This is a genomic window from Nostoc sp. C110 (genome assembly GCF_043099725.1).
GTDB lineage: Bacteria > Cyanobacteriota > Cyanobacteriia > Cyanobacteriales > Nostocaceae > Nostoc > Nostoc muscorum_A.
Map to the genome: position 1 here is coordinate 1,110,793 of NZ_CP171148.1, position 19,217 is coordinate 1,130,009.

At 45.7% G+C, this 19,217-nt stretch carries 3 protein-coding genes; all 3 read left to right on the top strand.

Features of this window, described 5'->3' with window-relative positions:
- The first annotated feature begins 171 nt into the window (after positions 1-171).
- Genes ACFFRD_RS10480 through ACFFRD_RS10490 form a run of 3 tightly spaced genes read left to right on the top strand, consistent with a single transcriptional unit; the run spans position 172 to position 19,216 of the window.
- Positions 172-8,811, top strand: coding sequence for an SDR family NAD(P)-dependent oxidoreductase (locus ACFFRD_RS10480; RefSeq protein WP_392481400.1), 8,640 nt, complete (start codon positions 172-174; stop codon positions 8,809-8,811).
- A 38-nt stretch (positions 8,812-8,849) separates the two neighbouring features.
- Positions 8,850-13,526: an SDR family NAD(P)-dependent oxidoreductase gene (locus ACFFRD_RS10485; RefSeq protein WP_392481401.1), complete on the top strand. Its 4,677-nt coding sequence runs from the start codon at positions 8,850-8,852 to the stop codon at positions 13,524-13,526.
- Positions 13,527-13,576: 50 nt separating this feature from the next.
- A complete protein-coding gene (locus ACFFRD_RS10490; RefSeq protein WP_392481402.1) occupies positions 13,577-19,216 on the top strand; it encodes a type I polyketide synthase in 5,640 nt (1,879 codons plus the stop codon).
- Position 19,217: the final 1 nt, after the last annotated feature.

The following is a 19,217-nucleotide window of genomic DNA, read 5'->3' on the forward strand; positions in this document are numbered from 1 at the left end:
AGGGACTTCCAAATAAAAAAATATGCCAAAACTGACGCAAAAACCCTCTGTATTTCCCCTCTCTCTGTGTTCTCTGTGCCTCTATGGTTCGATAATTTATTTCTTGGAAATCCCTAAGAGTGCTGAGTCAAAATACTAGTCCCCAGTCCCCAATTCCCAGTTCCCCCTGTTATGAACAACATTAAACAACAAAAAAAGGAATCGTTGGCTTTGCCCGCCGTAGGCATCGCTGTTATTGGTATGGGATGCCGATTTCCTGGGGCGAAAAATCCTGCTGCTTTCTGGCAAATGCTGCGGGATGGGATGAATGCTATTACACAAGTTCCCGCCAATCGTTGGTCAGTGGATGACCTCTACGACCCCGATTTGGCGACCCCTGGAACGATGAATAGCCGTTGGGGAGGGTTTCTGGAAAATGTAGACCAGTTTGATGCTAAATTCTTCGGCATTTCTCCCGGTGAAGCCGCAAGTACAGACCCGCAGCAGCGTTTGTTACTAGAGGTAGCTTGGGAGACTTTAGAAAATGCTGGTTTAAATCCGCAACAAGTTTCAGGGAGTCAAACAGGAGTATACATAGGCATTGGTAGCAACGATTATGCCAATGTTTGCTTTGAGGATTTGACTCAACTAAATGCTTATTATGTGACAGGCAATGCCCTCTGTACAACAGTGAATCGCCTGTCTTACTTCTTTGGTTGGCAAGGGCCGAGTCTAGCATTAGACACTGGCTGTTCTTCATCCTTGGTTGCCATCCATCTTGCCTGCCAAAGTCTGCAAACAAGAGAAATTGACCAAGCTTTGGTAGGGGCTGTTAACCTGATTTTGTCACCCAAAGCTAACATCGCATTATCTCAAGCCTGGATGATGACATCAGATAATTGTTGCAAAAGTTTTGATGCGGCGGCTGATGGTTACGTGCGGGGTGAAGGTTGCGGTTTAGTTTTGCTCAAGCGTCTAGAAGATGCCATTAGGGACGAAGACCAGATTTTAGGAATTATCCGGGGTTCAGCCGTTAATCAAAATGGCTTTGGGAAAAACTTGACTGCACCCAATCAACTAGCACAGCAGTCAGTTATCAGTCAGGCGTTGGCAAATGCTGGAGTTGAACCACAACAAATTAGCTATATTGAAGCCCACGGAGTCGGCACACCCTTGGCTGATGTGACAGAAGCCAGCGCCCTCAAAGCAGTCTTGCGACCAGAGGGGGATACTCTACCTTGTTTTCTCAGTTCCGTCAAAACCAACATTGGACATTTAGAACCGGCTGCGGGAATTGCTGCTTTAATTAAAGTTTTACTGTGTTTCCAACACCAACAAATTCCACCACACCTGCATTTTCAAACCCTAAATCCAGATATTGGGGATGATTTTCCCTTTATTATTCCCACCACAGCAAGTCCTTGGGAATTGAACGATACACCTCGTTTGGCTGGAATCAATTCCTTTGGTTTGGGGGGAACTAATGCTCATCTTGTTTTAGAAGAACCACCATTGGAGAGAGCAGGGGAGCAGGGGAGCAGGGGAGCAGGGGGGCAGGGGAGCAGAGGAGGAGAAAATACAATTGAGCATCCGTTACATTTGTTGACGCTATCAGCTAACAGTGAAAAGGCATTACGAGAATTAGCTAGTCTTTACAATACATATATTACTAAATCTGTCAATATTTCTCTGCCGGATATTTGCTATTCAGCGAATGTAGGTAGAGCAGCATTGAAACACCGCTTGGCTATCCCGGCGGATACATTGGAGGGCTTGCAACAAGAATTATCAGCCTTCGCCAGTGAACAAGAGGCGGGAGAATGGTTTTATGGTCAACAGAACTCTACTAAAGTTGGATTCTTGTTTACAGGACAGGGAACGCAATACATTGATATGGGTCGTCAACTCTACGATACACAACCTGTATTTCGTGAGGTGCTAGAACGTTGCGATCGCCTACTCACCCCTCATTTAAATAAGTCTTTATTATCAATACTCTATCCTGAATCTGGTAGCAAACTATTACTACACGAAACCGTCTACACCCAACCTGCTTTGTTTGCCCTAGAGTTCGCCTTAGCAGAAATGTGGCGTTCCTGGGGAATCAAGCCGCATTGTGTCATGGGCTACAGCTTAGGTGAATATGTCGCTGCTTGTGTTGCGGGTGTTCTCAGCTTAGAAGATGCCTTAATTTTAGTGGCAAAGCGGGGACAACTGATGCAGCAGTTACCGCAAAATGGGGCTATGGCTTGGGTATATACCTCAATAAATAAGGTAACAGAAGTACTCTTAGCCTATCAGCATCAGGTTGGAATTGCTGCCATCCACGGTCAAGAAGAAATCTTGATTGCTGGTGAAAGTCAGGCTGTGCAGCAAATTCTCCAACAGTTGAAAAGTGAGGGCATAGCTTTTCTCAAGCTGAAGATAAATCAAGCTTTTCACTCTCTAGTCGTGGAGCCAATATTGGATGCAATGGAGGAACTGGCCGCCACATTCACCTACAACCCACCCCAGATAAATTGGGTTTCTAGTGTAACTGGAAAATTAGTGGAGGCGATCGCACCCCAACATTGGCGCAATCATCTACGAGATCCATTACAATTTTCAACGGCAGTTGATACCTTAATTGCTCAAGGTTGTAACCTGCTTCTGGAATTAGGGCCGAGTTCGACCTTAACGGAAGCAGGTAAGCGATATCGACCCCAAAGCGAGAAGATTTGGTTATCTTCCCTGAAAGAAGGATTTGAGGATTGGCAGCAGGTATTATCAACACTGAGTGCCTTGTATGTACAGGGAGCAGATGTTAACTGGACAGGATTTTACCAGGATTATCAACACCAGCGCCTAGAACTACCAACTTACCCTTTCCAAAGAAAGCGCCATTGGATAGACGCGGGGACGCGGGGACGCGGGGACGCGGAGATAAATTTTGTAGAGACGCAAAATTTGGCATCTCCACTCTGGGAAAACTTGAATTTAGAGGAGATGTCAGCTAGTCAGCGTTGGGAAAAACTGCAAGCCTACGTGCAAACTGAGGTAGCAACTGTTCTGGGACTGGAACCAACAGAGAAACTCAACCCAAACGAGGGATTTGCTACCTTGGGGATGAAATCTCTGATGGCAATTGAGTTAAAAAACCGCATTCAAACGCAACTAGGACATTCTTATTCTCTAGCCGCTACCTTGGCATTTGATTACCCCACAATTGCCACGCTCACAGAATATTTGGGTAGAGAAGTCTTGGGTTTAGATTCTCCCTCCACCAACCACGAACCCCCCCCCCAATCTTGCAAAGACGCGATTAATCGCGTCTCTACCGAAGATATCGCCATTATTGGTATGGGTTGTCGCTTTCCTGGAGGCGCAAATAATCCCGAACAGTTCTGGCAAATCCTTCAACAAGGTATCGATGCTATTACAGAAATTCCCTCGCAACGCTGGAACCTGGATAATTACTTTGACTCAGAACCAGAAACACCAGGTAAGATGTACACGCGTCACGGGGGATTTATTGCAGACATTGACCAATTTGACGCGCAGTTTTTCGGTATCAGTCCTCGTGAAGCCATTAGCCTCGATCCACAACAACGCATACTGTTAGAAGTAAGTTGGGAAGCTTTAGAAAATGCGGCTGTTGCACCACAGAATCTTGTCGGAAGTCAGACAGGTGTGTTTATTGGGCTGATTTCCAACGAGTATATGCAACTGCAAATTCAGCACAAAGACCCAGAAACAATTGATGCTTATTACGGTACAGGCGGTATTGGTAGCGCGGCGGCGGGGAGGATATCTCATAGCTTGGGGCTGCGCGGGCCTAGTTTAGTAGTGGATACTGCTTGCTCGTCCTCGCTGGTTAGCATTCATTTAGCAGTTCAAAGCCTGCGGCGTGGAGAGTGCAATTTAGCATTGGCGGGTGGCGTAAACTTGATACTTCTACCGGAGACGAATATTTTCTTATCAAAATCCAAGGCTGTAGCTGCCGATGGACGCTGTAAAACCTTTGATGCTTCAGCTAATGGCTTTGTTAGAGGAGAGGGATGTGGTGTAGTTGTCCTGAAACGACTCTCTGAAGCTTTAGCTGATAATGACTCAATCTTGGCAGTAATTCGGGGTTCAGCAGTGAATCATGATGGACGTAGCAGTGGTTTTACCGTCCCCAGTACAACAGCACAACAAGAATTGTTACATCAAGCATTAGCTAACGCCAATGTAGAAGCCCAGCAGGTGAGTTATATCGAAGCTCATGGGACTGGCACATCATTGGGAGATCCGATTGAGATTGGTGCATTAGCATCTGTACTCTGTGCAGGACGTTCTTTTGAACAGCCACTAGTAATTAGTTCCGTTAAAACTAACATTGGTCATTTAGAAGCGGCGGCTGGGGTAGCGGGTTTGATGAAGGTTGTTTTGGCTCTACAGCATCAAGAAATTCCGCCACACCTGCACTTGCAACAACCTAATCCGATGATTGCTTGGGAGCAATTGCCATTGAGTATCCCTACATCTGGGCAATCTTGGATAGTTAAGGACTCGGCGCGGATTGGTGGGGTGAGTTCTTTCGGGATGAGTGGTACTAATGCTCATGTGATTGTACAAGAAGTACCTTTGGAGAAAGCAGGGGGAGCAGGGGAGCAGGGGAGCAGGGGAGCAGCAGGGGAGCAGAGGAGCAGGGGAGCGGGGGAGCAGGGGAGCAGGGGAGAAGAAATTACAATTGAGCGTCCTTTGCATATACTCTGTCTTTCTGCTAAACATCCCAATTCCTTGCGGCAATTAGCTGAACAATACATCGACTATTTGGGTAAGCATGGCGATATTTCTTTGGCTAATATTACCCACACTACCCTAGTTGGACGTTCTCATTTTTCTCATCGTTTGGCTGTTGTTGCCTCATCTCATGCTGAGATGCAAGCCAAGTTGGAGGAAGCAGATTATGAGTATCAAGTAGATAGTGGTAATTTCACTAGATGCGCCTTTTTATTTACTGGGCAAGGGTCGCAGTATGTAGGGATGGGAAGACAACTGTATGAAACCCAACCTGGTTTTCGTCGGATATTGGATGAATGCGATCGCATTCTCCAACCTTTCCTAAACAAATCCATCCTATCAGTTATCTTTGCTGACACCACAGAAAATCCACTCCTCGACCAAACCGCCTACACTCAACCAGCCTTATTTGTCCTAGAATACGCCTTGGCGCAACTGTGGATTTCTTGGGGTATCCGTCCCTCTGCGGTGCTTGGTCACAGTGTCGGGGAATATGTGGCTGCTTGTGTGGCTGGTATTTTCTCCCTTGAGGATGGATTAAAATTGATTGCCCACCGCGCCCGCCTGATGCAAGCATTACCGCAAACAGGAGGTATGGCTGCGGTTTTCGCTGGCGTAGAAGTTGTAAAACCCTTGATTGCCCCCTATCCTCAACAACTGAGCATTGCTGCCTATAACGGACAGCAGAGTTTAGTGATTTCAGGCGAGATGCAGGCATTAACAGCAGTTTTGCAAAAACTAGAAAGTCAAGGCATTGAGACGCGAATTTTGCAAGTATCTCATGCCTTCCACTCGCCGCTAATGGCATCGATGTTGGCAGAGTTTGAGCAAGTTGCCCAGCAAATTACCTATCATTCCCCACAACTGGAAATCGTTTCTAATGTTAGTGGAAAGTTGATAACTAATGCAGAGATGTCTAGTGCCAGCTATTGGGTTGAGCATATCCAAGCCAGTGTCTATTTTGCTCAAGGAATGGCAGCACTTTATACCGCAGGCTACAAAGTATTTTTAGAAGTCGGTTCCCATCCTACTTTAATCGGTATGGCACGCCGGGATTGTCCAGAAGAGTTGGAAAGTGAGGGTTTATGGGTAGCTTCGCTACGCAAAGGCAAGGAAGATTGGCAACAAATTTTAGAAAGTTTGAGCCATTTATATCTTCAGGGAGTAGAAATTGATTGGCTCGGATTCGAGAACGGCTATACACGAAATAAAGTAATATTACCCAACTATCCTTGGCAGCACCAACGCTATTGGTTTGAAACCACTACCAAAAAACTAGTAGTACACTCACAATTGCATCCCCTGTTAGGTCAACGCCTACATTCTCCACTCTTCAAGAGTCTAGTATTTGAGAGCGAATTCCACACAGATAACTTGCCCTTTCTAGTCGATCATCGTATCTACGGGTCGATAGTTGCACCAGGAGCATCTTATATTGCTATGTTGACCCTAGCAGGTAAGCATATTTTCGGAACTAATGCAGTGTCTCTTCAACAGATTACGTTTCGAGAACCCCTAATTGTACCTGAAGATAGAAGCGTCAAAGTGCAATTGATTTTGCAGCTGGGCAAAAATCAAGATTATAGTTTTGAACTATTCAGCTTAGAGGGTAATGAGCAGTGGTGTCTCCATGCAACTGGTGAGTTATCTACCTTGTCTGCTACGAGAGAAACTTGGTCTTGGGCAGAAATACAGGCGCGTTGTCCTGAAAAATCCACTGGTTCGCAGGTATTTTATCAGGATGTCGGAGATGCTGGGCTAGATTTGGGTGTAAGTTTTCAGTGGATTGGTGATTTCTGGCGACGAGATGGGGAAGCCATCTGTCAGATGCAACTACCACCGGGTTGTGAAACAGAGACTAAGTTATATCCATTACATCCGGGGCTGATAGATTCTTGTTTGCGACTGTTGGGAGGTACTTTACCAGCAGAGATTCGAGATGCTGATGTTTATGTACCGATTAGTTTAGGTGGCTTTCATCTCTGGCAAAATCTGGACTTGAGTCAGCCAGTATGGTGTCACGCCCGCCTGCAAAGCAATAATCCAGAGGTGATAGTAGGAGATGTACAGTTATTAGATGAATCTGGACAAGCGATCGCTCAATTCTCGGAACTCTGTTTAAAGCGATCGCCACAGCAAGCATTACTCAAGCAGCCAAATCTCCAAGACTGGCTTTATCAAATCACTTGGCAACTCCAAGAACGAACAATTACGCAGTCATCTTTAGTAGCACAACAGCAATATTGGATACTTCTAATTGATGAATATGGTGTAGGCGCAGAATTGACAAAATTGTTGCAGGCAGAAGGTAAATCCTGTGTGGCAGTCATCCCTGGTTCTACTTACCAATCTTTGAAAGAAGGTAAAATTTACATTAATCCAGCCGAACCCCAGCATTTCGACCAACTGCTTCAAGAAGTCTCAATTAAACCAGGAATAGCTCTCCACATTGTACATTTGTGGAGTTTGGCTACTGTAGATTTGCTAGATTCTACACAAATTCGTGTCTGTGGTAGTGTTTTACATTTAACTAAAGCCTTAGCTCGGATAAATTCCCCACTAGCTAGGCTGTGGTTGATTTCTAGGGGTAGCCAGTCAATTAATCTACAATCTGAAATCGCCCTGTCTCAAACACCTCTCTGGGGATTGGGACGAGTTATAGCAACAGAATATAGCGAAGTTTTTGCAGGGCTAATTGATTTAGATCCCCAAAGTTCAACTGTAGAAGCTGCAACTCAGTTGTGGGCAGAACTTTCTCATCCAGAATTGGGCGAACAAGTCGCCTTACGGGGAAATCAGCGCTACGTCTCCCGTTTGCAACGCGTTCCCAACACCATAGATTTCTCTGCTTCCTTTAACCCTTCCCTTGGGACTTACCTGATTACAGGCGGACTAGGAGGACTGGGGTTAACAGTGGCGAATTGGTTAGTTGAACGAGGTGTGCAACATTTAGTATTAGTGGGTAGGCGATCGCCATCTGATAAAGCTAAAAGTGCGATCGCTTCTTGGGAAAATGCTGGCGTGCAAGTTACAGTCGTCCAAGCAGATATTACACAACTTGAACAAATACAAACCGTACTCGACAGCATTGAACCTCAGTTTCCCTTACGAGGTGTTATCCATGCAGCCGGAATTCTAGACGATGGCATTTTACTCCAACAAAACTGGGAGCGATTTGCTAGGGTGATGGCTCCGAAAGTCCAGGGTGCTTGGAATCTGCATATCCTGACTCAAGATAAACCTTTGGAATTATTTGTGTTGTTCTCCTCCGTTGCTTCAGTGTTGGGAACCACAGGACAAGCAAACTACGCAGCAGCAAACGCCTTTCTTGATGGGTTAGCCGATTATCGTCGCTCCCAAGGGCTGGCGGGATTGAGTATCAACTGGGGGGCGTGGGCTGAAGTGGGGATGGCTGCAACCTCAACAGGTTCTCCAGTGGGAGTAGAGAAAATTTTACCTCAACAAGGATTACAAATCTTGGCAGCATTGACGCATCAAGCCAATGCTGGACAAGTTGTGGTTTTACCAGTGCGCTGGTCAAAATTTATCGCCCACTACTACACCCAGAAAGTACCGCCTTTGCTGAGTGAGTTTGTTGATTCAAGGCCAATTCAAGAGACTGCACAGCCAGTTTTGGCAGCGAAACCAGATATTTTACGACAACTCCAGGAGGCTCACCCCGCAGATATTCAGCAAATTTTATTTAATTACATCCGTGACGAAGTAGCGAAAATCTTACGGCTCAATTCATCTGAGGAACTGCAACCGCGTCAGCGTTTATTTGAAGTGGGATTAGATTCACTCATGGCAATTGAGTTGAGAAATCGTCTGCAATCAAGTCTGGAGTCTTCTCTGCCAACCACCTTGTTATTTGATTATCCCACCTTAGAAACCTTAACTAAATATCTCACTAACGATGTCTTGGCTATTCAAACGGCATCTCCACCGCCAAAAAGCGATCGCTCCGACACCGAAATCAGCGATATTCAACAGCTTTCGCAAACAGAACTAGAGCGATCGCTAGCGGCAGAATTGGACAACATTGATGAATTAATGAAAAAAATCTAATCCCAATCACCAAGATATTTAGCGACAGGGTTCATAGCATGACTAAAATCGACACAGAACAAAACAACATCAATCAACTACAACGCGCATTGCTGGCATTAAAAGAAATGCGTGGTAAGTTGGAGGCGATCGAGCGTGCTAAAACAGAACCCATCGCTGTGATTGGGATGGCGTGTCGCTTTCCTGGGGGAGCCGATAACCCAGATGCTTTTTGGCAAATTCTCCAGCACGGTATAGATACCATTCAGGAAATTCCCCAAGAACGTTGGGATACGGAAGCTTATTACAGCCCAAATCCCGATGCTGAGGGAAAATCCTACATTCGCTATGGTGGTTTTTTAAAAGATATCGATTTATTTGATGCCAACTTTTTTGAAATCTCTCCCAGAGAAGCCGTTAGTACAGACCCACAACAACGCTTACTACTAGAAGTCAGTTGGGAAGCTCTAGAAAACGCCGGACAGTGTATCGAACAGCTTTCGCAAACTCAAACAGGCGTATTTATTGGCGTGATGAACAACGATTACTCACGCCTCTATTCTGGTAACTCTAATAGTATTGACACTTACTTTGGTACAGGCAACAGTTTTAGTTTTATTTCCGGTCGCCTTTCCTATATTCTGGGTTTACAAGGGCCGAGTTTAGTTGTAGATACCGCTTGTTCATCATCTCTAGTATCGTTACATTTAGCCTGCCAAAGTCTGCGTTCTGGGGAATGCGACCAAGCCTTAGCAGGCGGAGTTAACCTGATATTGTCACCAGACACGAATATTTTTCTCTCCAAAATGCGGGCAGTTGCACCCGATGGACGCTGCAAGTCCTTTGATGCCTCAGCTGATGGCTATACCAGAGGCGAAGGTTGTGGAGTATTGGTACTTAAACGTTTGTCGGATGCTGTGGCGGCTGGTGACTCTATCCTTGCATTGATTAAAGGTTCAGCAGTCAATCACGACGGCCCTAGTGGTGGACTAACAGTACCTAGCGGCCCCGCACAACAAAAACTACTGCATCAGGCTCTAGCTAACAGTAGGGTTGCACCACAGCAAGTAAGTTACATCGAAGCGCATGGTACAGGGACTCCCTTGGGCGATCCCATTGAAATTAACGCTTTAGCTTCTATTTTGTGCGAACAACGCTCTTTTGAGCAGCCTTTGGTTGTTGGTTCTGTAAAAACCAACATTGGTCATTTGGAAGCAGCTGCGGGAGTTGCAGGTGTAATCAAGGTAATATTATCGCTACAGCATCATAAAATTCCACCTCATCTCCACCTCAAACAACCTAACCCCCATATTCCTTGGCAAGAACTACCACTAGCTATTCCCACCACAGCTAAACCGTGGCATTCTGAAAACAATACTCGAATTGCTGGAGTGAGTTCCTTTGGCTTGAGTGGTACAAATGCCCATGTGGTGATAGAAGCAGCACCTTTGGAGAAGGCAGGGGGAGCAGGGGAGCAGGGGAGTAGAGGAGAAGAAATTACAGAGCGTCCTTTACATCTATTAACTCTGTCGGCCAAACATCCTCAAGCCTTACAAAAATTAGCTCAAAATTACATCAAGTACCTTTCATCTCATCCAGATATAGCCCTTGGTAACATCACCTTTACATCTCAAGTCGGCAGAACTCATTTCCCGCATCGCCTCGCCATCATCGCCGCCGACCATCAACAAATGCAACAACAGTTGCAAGCCTATTTGAGTGATACCGATGATTTCAGTATCCATCACGGACACACCAGCCAGCAAACCAAAAAAATTGCTTTCCTCTTCACTGGACAAGGTTCACAGTACTGCTGCATGGGTCGGCAACTGTATGAAACTCAGCCGAGTTTCCGCCAAACCCTCGACCAATGTGACACCCTACTGCAACCTCTATTAGGTGAGTCAATTTTATCCGTTATCTTCTGTGACAACTCAGAAGGCGATCGCCTCAACCAAACTGCTTACACCCAAGTTGCGTTATTCGTCATAGAATACGGACTTGCTCAACTGTGGCTATCCTGGGGTATCCGTCCCACAGCAGTTGTAGGTCACAGTGTTGGGGAATATGTCGCCGCTTGTATTGTTGGTATTTTTTGTTTAGAAGACGCACTGAAATTAATTGTCCAACGTGCTTCTTTGATGCAAGCCTTACCCCAAGGTGGAGGGATGGCAGCAGTATTCACCACGGTAGAACAAGTTAGACCTTTAATTGCTGATTATTCCGAACAATTGAGTATTGCAGCGATTAATGGCGAACAAAATATTGTCTTATCTGGTGAATTGCAGGTATTAAACTTAGTACTGCAAAAACTAGAAAGCCAAGGTATTGAAACTAGAAAATTGCAAGTATCCCATGCTTTCCACTCGCCCTTGATGCAGCCAATGTTGGCGAAGTTTGAGCAAGTGGCAGCAACAGTAAAATATCAACAGCCGCAATTAGATATTGTCTCCAATTTCACAGGTAAGATTGTCAGACATGAGGAAATGTCAAATGCGGCTTACTGGGTAGAGCATATCCGAGCAAGTGTGCAATTTGCTGGCAGTATGCAGGCATTGTATCAAGCAGGATATGAGGTATTTGTGGAAATTGGCCCTCATCCAACATTGTTGGGGATGGCACGGCGTGAGTGTCCTGAAATATTGGATGAGCAGGGGTTATGGCTGGCTTCGCTGCGAAAAGGAAAGGAAGATTGGCAGCAGTTGTTAGATTCGGTGGCGCAGTTGTATGTAGCTGGGGTGGAGATTGATTGGCAGGAATTTGAGAGTGATTATGCTCGTAATAAGGTAATTTTGCCCAATTATCCTTGGCAGCGTCAACGTTATTGGCTACCTACTGCGACGACAATACGATCGCCCTCTTCCCAATCCTCTCTCTCAGCAGAACTACAAGATTGGCTTTATGAGGTGCAATGGCAACCCCAAACCTCATCAGATAAAACACTTGTGATCGCACCTGCTCACTGGTTGATTTTAAGCGATCGCACAGGCGTTGCTGATAACTTAACGCAACTGTTAGCCAAACAGGGTCATACTTATACTTTAGTTTTCTCAGGCGATTGCACTCACTTTGAGCAACTGCTAGACGGTATCCCAACTCAGTCACCATTGCAGATTTTACATCTGTGGAGTTTGGATGATACTAAAGAGGCAGATTTAATATTGACAAATATTCAAAACTATGTATCATCTGTGTTGCATCTCATCCAAGCACTAGCCAGTCGCCAGCAGTCGATATCGGCACGTTTGTGGTTGGTAACACAAGGGACGCAGGTAATTGGAGAGCATTCCGGGGAAATTGCGATCGCTGCTGCACCATTATGGGGTTTTGGTGGAGTTATTGCAATGGAATACCCCGAAATCTGGGGAGGTTTGGTGGATCTCGACCCCAGCAGTTCACCAGCTGATGCTGCGGCTTTATTACTGGCAAAACTGCCAACAATGATTTTAGGCGATCGCATTGCTTGGCGACATCAACAGTGGCATACTGCGCGTTTGGTGCGTAGTCAAATTTCATCAGTAGCCGCCAAATCCCTCAAATTCACTCCAGAGGGAACATACTTAATTGCTGGCGGACTTGGTGCTTTAGGTCTGCAAATTGCCCGTTGGTGTGTGGAACAGGGTGCAAGATATTTAGTGTTACTCGGTCGAAGTTCTCCAAGTGAAAGCGCCCAAGCAACAATTCGAGAGTTAGAACAAACAGGTACGCAAATAACAATAGTACAGGCAGATATTGCCCAAGCCGAACAGTTGCAGCCAGCACTGACGGCACTGCAAACACCACCATTGCGGGGTATTATTCATGCAGCAGGTGTTCTAGATGATGGGATGCTGCTACAACAAAACTGGGAACGGTTCGCTAGGGTGATGGCTCCTAAAATCCAAGGTGCGTGGAATCTGCACACCCTGACACTGGATCAACCCCTAGATTTCTTTGTACTATTTTCATCAACAGCTTGCATACTCGGTGCGCCCGGTCAAAGCAACTATGCTGCTGCCAACGCCTTTTTAGATGCTTTAGCACATTACCGCCAAAAACAAGGATTAGTCGCTACCAGTATCAACTGGGGACCGTGGGCAGAGGTGGGGATGGCAGCATCATTAGGTCAAAGGTTAGCGGCGGAGGGCATTGATTTGATTCCACCAGCCCAAGCCTTGCAGTTACTCAGACATTTCCTGCAACAGAGAGTTTGTCAGGTGACTGTACTCCCCATCAACTGGACGCAGTTTTTACAACGCTTTCCTACAGGGCAAGAACCTGCTTACTTTCAGGAATTGTTTGCGGATGGACAACAGCAAGAAAACCAGCCATCTGAACTACAACAACGCCTACAAGCAACACCTGTTAACGAATGGAAATCTCTGTTAGTTGCTCACATTAACGATGAACTTACCAGCATCTTAGGCTTGATCCCATCCCAAACCCTCGACCCCCTACAAGGATTTGCGACGATGGGCATGGACTCACTCACGTCAGTGGAATTTCGGAATCGCCTCCAAAAAAGTTTAGGTAAATCGTTGCCTTCAACACTGACATTCAATTATCCCAACATAGATACATTAGCAACTTATTTTGTCAATACCCTAGATAACCAAAATATGCCGCCTGAAACTAAACCAACATTAGTTAATCCCAGCCAATCTATGACGGTGACACAAATCAAACAACTCTCAGAGGAACAGGTCGAATCCATGATTGATGAAGAATTAGCTTCCCTCATGGAATTTAGTCATTAGTCATTGGTCATTTGTCCTTAGTTCTTCTCTCCTCTGTTCTGTAAACCAAAATGAGCCAAATGGAAAGTATCGACCAGCTATCACCATCCCAACGCGCCCTTTTGGCGTTGAAAGAACTGCGTGCCAAGATTGATGCAATGGAACGGGCGAAAACAGAACCGATCGCAATTGTTGGTATGGCGTGTCGGTTTCCGGGTGGTGCTGACGATCCAGAAACATTTTGGCAGATATTACGGGACGGTACTGATGCCATTGTAGAAGTGCCGAGCGATCGCTGGGATATCGATACCTATTACGACCCCAACCCAGATAGCCCTGGTAAAATGTCTAGCCGCTACGGTGGCTTTTTAAAGCAAGTAGATCGATTCGATGCCGAGTTTTTTGGGATCTCGCCACGGGAAGCAATTAGCATCGACCCTCAACAGCGTTTGTTATTAGAAGTCAGTTGGGAAGCTTTAGAAAATGCTTGTCAACCTCCTTCTGAACTTATGGGTAGTTCAACGGGGGTGTTTGTCGGTGTTACTACTAATGATTACACTCGCTTTTATGCCCAGGCGGGGGAACAGGGAATTGATGCCTATCAGGGAACGGGTAGCGCTTTTAGTGCGATGGTTGGTCGTCTTTCCTTTGTTTTGGGTTTGCAAGGGCCTTGTGTAGCACTGGATACTGCTTGTTCTTCTTCCCTGGTTTCCGTTCACCTGGCTTGTCAAAGCCTCCGCAACGGCGAGTGCGAGTTAGCTTTAGCCGGGGGAGTCAACCTGATTCTTACACCAGAAGCCAACATTATGTTCTCAAAGGCGAGAATGATGGCAGCAGATGGACGTTGTAAAACCTTTGATGCCGCAGCTAACGGTTACGTGCGCGGAGAAGGTTGTGGCATGGTCGTACTCAAACGCCTTTCTCAAGCACAAGCCCAAGGAGATAAAATCCTGGCGGTAATTCGCGGTTCAGCCGTCAATCAAGATGGTCGCAGCAGTGGGTTAACAGTACCCAACGGTATTGCTCAAGAAAACTTGATTCGGCAAGCGATCGCTAATGCTAAAGTACAACCACAGCAAGTAAGCTACGTTGAAGCCCACGGTACAGGGACATCTTTAGGAGATCCGATAGAAGTAGAAGCGATCGCTGCTACTCTAGCAAAAGAGCATACTACAGATCGACCTTTGGCGATCGGTTCTGTCAAAACCAACATCGGTCATTTGGAATCGGCTGCTGGCGTTGCAGGTTTGATGAAGGTGGTGTTGGCACTACAACATCAACAAATTCCACCCCATCTACATCTAAACCAACCTAACCCGTTGATTCCTTGGTCAGAACTGCCTTTAACAATTCCCACAACTCTTACACCTTGGCAAACCAACGGTGAAACTCGAATTGCTGGGGTAAGTTCCTTTGGATTTAGCGGCACAAATGCCCACGCCATATTAGAAGAAGCGCCTTTGGAGAAGGCAAGGGAGGCAGGGGAGCAGGGGAGCAGGGGAGCAGGGGGGCAGGGGGGCAGGGGAGCAGAGGAGCAGGGGAGCAGGGGAGAAGAAATTACAGAGCGTCCTTTACATCTATTAACTCTGTCAGCCAAACATCCTCAAGCCTTACAGCAACTCGCTCAAAATTACATCAAGTACCTCACATTCCACGCAGAAATTCCCCTTGGTGATATCACTCACACTTCACAAATTGGCAGAACACACTTTAGTCATCGCCTCGCAATTATCGCCGCTGACCATCAGCAGATACAACAACAGTTGCAAGCCTATCTAGACAACAGTGAAATCATCGGTATTCATCACGGACATAGCAGCCAGCAAAGTAAAAAAATCGCCTTCCTTTTCACCGGACAAGGGTCACAATATCGCAATATGGGTCGGCAACTGTATGAAACTCAGCCGAGTTTCCGCCAAACCCTCGACCAATGTGACACCCTACTGGAACCACTGTTAGGTGAATCAATTCTTCAAGTTATATTCTCGGAAAACCCAGAAGATACTCGCCTCGACCAAACCGCCTACACCCAAGTTGCGTTATTCGTTCTAGAATATGCCCTAGCCCAACTATGGCTATCTTGGGGTATCCGTCCCACAGCAGTTTTAGGTCACAGTGTCGGTGAATATGTCGCCGCTTGTATTGCTGGTATTTTCTCTTTAGAAGATGCACTGAAATTAATTGTGCAACGTGCTTCTTTGATGCAAGCCTTACCCCAAGGTGGAGGGATGGCAGCAGTATTCGCCACTCTAGAACAAGTTAGACCTTTAATTGCTGACTATCCGCAACAATTGAGTATTGCAGCGATTAATGGCGAACAAAGTATTGTCTTATCTGGTGAATTAGAGATACTCAATTCAGTACTGCAAAAACTAGAAAGCCAAGGTATTGAAACTAGAAAATTGCAAGTATCTCATGCCTTCCACTCGCCTTTAATGCAGCCGATGTTGGCGAAGTTTGAGCAAGTGGCAGCAACTGTGAAATATCAACAGCCGCAATTAGATATTGTCTCTAATGTCACAGGCAAGATTGTCAGACAACAGGAAATGTCAAATGCGGCGTATTGGGTAGAACATATCAAAGCGAGTGTGCAATTTGCTGCCAGTATGCAGGCATTGTATCAAGCAGGATATGAGGTGTTTGTGGAAATTGGCCCTCATCCAACATTGTTGGGGATGGCACGGCGCGAGTGTCCAGAAGTGTTGGACGAGGAGGGGTTATGGCTGGCTTCCCTACGGAGAAATAAAGAAGATTGGCAGCAGTTATTAGATTCGGTGGCGCAGTTGTATGTGGCTGGGGTGGAAATTGATTGGCGAGGGTTTGAGGCTGATTATCCGCGTGGTAAGGTGGTTTTGCCGAATTATCCTTGGCAGCGTCAACGCTATTGGTTGCCTACTGCTACCAGCAAGCCAATAGTTAGACAAATCAGCGAAAACCTACTGCATCCTTTATTGGGTTATCAATTGCGATCGCCATCTCTCAAGGATATTGTTTTTGAAACTCATTTGAACACAGCTAGTTTACCTTTCCTCGATGACCACCAAATTTATGACACGGTGGTAGTACCGGGAGCTTCGCATATTTCTATGCTGTTGCTTGCAGGTCAAGAAATTCTTGGAACAGGGGCAATTTCGCTGAGTAACATTACATTTAGGGAAGCGCTGACGGTTGGCGATCGCGAGACTATCAATGTACAACTTATTTTGCAACCTGAAGCCGCAGGTAAATATAAATTTGAACTATTTAGTTTTAATAAACAAATAGATAACTGGTTGGTACACGCTACAGGACGACTCAGCCAAGATGCAGGCGATATTGAAAAACCTTTATCTTGGGCTGAGTTACAGACACGCTGTTCCCAAACACTGGCCGGTTCAGATTTCTACGCCCAAGTTAGAGAACAAGGACTGCAACTCGGTCAGCGTTTCCAATGGGTAGAATCTATGTGGCGGTGTGATGGTGAAGCATTGTGCCAAATGCAATTTCCCCAAGAATTTGCAGATGAAATCAACACATACCTTCTGTATCCGGGATTAATCGATTCCTGTTTTCAGTTCTTAGGCTTTGCTTTACCCCAAGAACGACGAGATAATCAAGTTTACGTACCCTTTAGCATAAATCACTTTTATTTTTGCCAGTCGCCAGATTTTAACAGCCGTTTGTGGTGTTACGGAAAGCTAAATTCTCAAACAAGTTCAACAGCAGGAATGTTTAGCGGAGATATCTGGCTGCTGAATGAAGCGGGAGAACTAGTTGCCTACATTGAGGGACTTTGCTTAAAGCAAGCACCGCGTCAAGCTTTGCTCAGAGCTACTCAAACACCGACTCAGGAATGGCTGTATCAAATCCAGTGGCAACCAAAGTCTAGATTATCAAAACAATTACCTACTATTCCCGGTCGTTGGCTAATTTTCACCGATGCTAATGGTATTGGTAGAGCATTGACACAAAAATTAGAACATCAAGGCAAAGTTTGCATCCTTGTTTCTGTTGGTGAAATTTATCAACAAATTGGTGAAAATCAGTTTCAAATCGACCCTAGTAAACCGCAACATTTCCGTCAACTCTTGCAAGATATGGGGTCAGATAATGCACCATTACAAGGTATCATTCATCTCTGGAGTCTGCTGGAAACCGAACAAACAAACTATCTAACTAGTTGCGGTAGTACTATCTACCTGTTGCAAGCTTTATCCAAATTATCAAACTGCCAAGCACGATTGTGGCTGTTTACCCAAGATAGTCAACCTGTTGGTGATGAATTGACAATAAACAGTCTGACTCAAGCGCCTCTGTGGGGACTTGGGCGAGTAATTGCCATTGAGTATCCAGCAATTTGGGGCGGCTTGGTAGATATTGATACTAATAATTCTCCAGAACAGACAGCATTAGTACTAGGGGATATCTTACAACCAGAGTCAGAAGATCATCTGGCTTATCGCAACCATGAACGTTATGTGGCTCGTTTAGTTCGGGCAAAGCCTCAAATATCAACACAACCTGTAACATTTTCTGCCGATGCTACTTACCTAATTACTGGGGGACTAGGCGCACTAGGACTAGAAGTTGCTCGTTGGATGATAAAGCAGGGAGTACAAAACTTAGTTTTAGTTGGTCGTCGTCCGCCTTCTGCAAATGCGTTGAATACTATTCAAGAGATGGAACAGGCAGGGGTTCGGGTGCAGGTAATACAAGCAGATATTACCGATTTCAACCAAGTTAAACAATTGCTGGAACCCTGTAAATCTATACTACGCGGCATTATCCATGCAGCTGGAGTGTTGAGCGATCGCATTATCTTACAGCAAACCTGGGAAAGTTTTACTCAAGTAATGGCTCCCAAAATTCAGGGAGCCTGGAATTTACACCATTTAACTGAGGATATATCGCTGGATTTCTTTGTAATGTTTTCCTCAGCGGCCTCTTTGTTGGGTGCAGCCGCACAAGGAAACTATGCAGCTGCAAATGCCTTTTTAGATGCCTTCGCCCACTACCGTCATTCTCAAGGACTACCTGCACTCAGTATCAACTGGGGAGCTTGGGCAGAAGTAGGGATGGCAGCAACCTTAGACCACAGTCTGTCTGTAGGAGTGGAACGTATTGGACTTCAACAGGGATTACAGGTATTAGAGTCGTTGCTGAGTCGAGCCGATATGCCACAAGTGGGTGTGATTCCTGTCAATTGGCAAACCTTCCTCAAACAGTATCGCCCTAGTGAAGTACCGCCACTGCTGCAAGATTTTGCTGAGTATACCCAACCCGAAGAGAAATCAGAAACTACCCAAAGCACAATTCTGGAAAAACTGCAACAAGTTTCTGATGACAAACAACAGTCTTTGCTGCTAAACCACGTCCGCAAACTGGCTTCGAAAGTGTTGCGACTCAACTCTTGGCAAAACCTCGATGCCGACAAACCCTTAATTGAAATGGGTCTTGACTCACTCATGGCGCTGGAGTTACGAAATGTTCTCGAAAATAGTTTGGCTTGTTCCTTACCTGCCACATTGTTATTTGATTATCCGAGTCTGCAAACTTTAGTGAATCATTTAATCCAAGATGTGCTGTCGTTATCCAAATTAGAGGACTCATCACCTGCACCATCACTAGAGGAGAGTGAACCATTAATCTCCCTGGAGGATTTAACCAGGATGTCGGAAGCAGAAACAGAATTGCTACTCCTGAAAAAACTAGAACTGATAGATGGTAACTAAG

Coding starts and splice junctions, on each gene's coding strand:
- ACFFRD_RS10480 (WP_392481400.1), top strand. CDS start 172: ATGAACAACATTAAACAACAAAAAAAGGAATCGTTGGCTTTGCCCGCC.
- ACFFRD_RS10485 (WP_392481401.1), top strand. CDS start 8,850: ATGACTAAAATCGACACAGAACAAAACAACATCAATCAACTACAACGC.
- ACFFRD_RS10490 (WP_392481402.1), top strand. CDS start 13,577: ATGAGCCAAATGGAAAGTATCGACCAGCTATCACCATCCCAACGCGCC.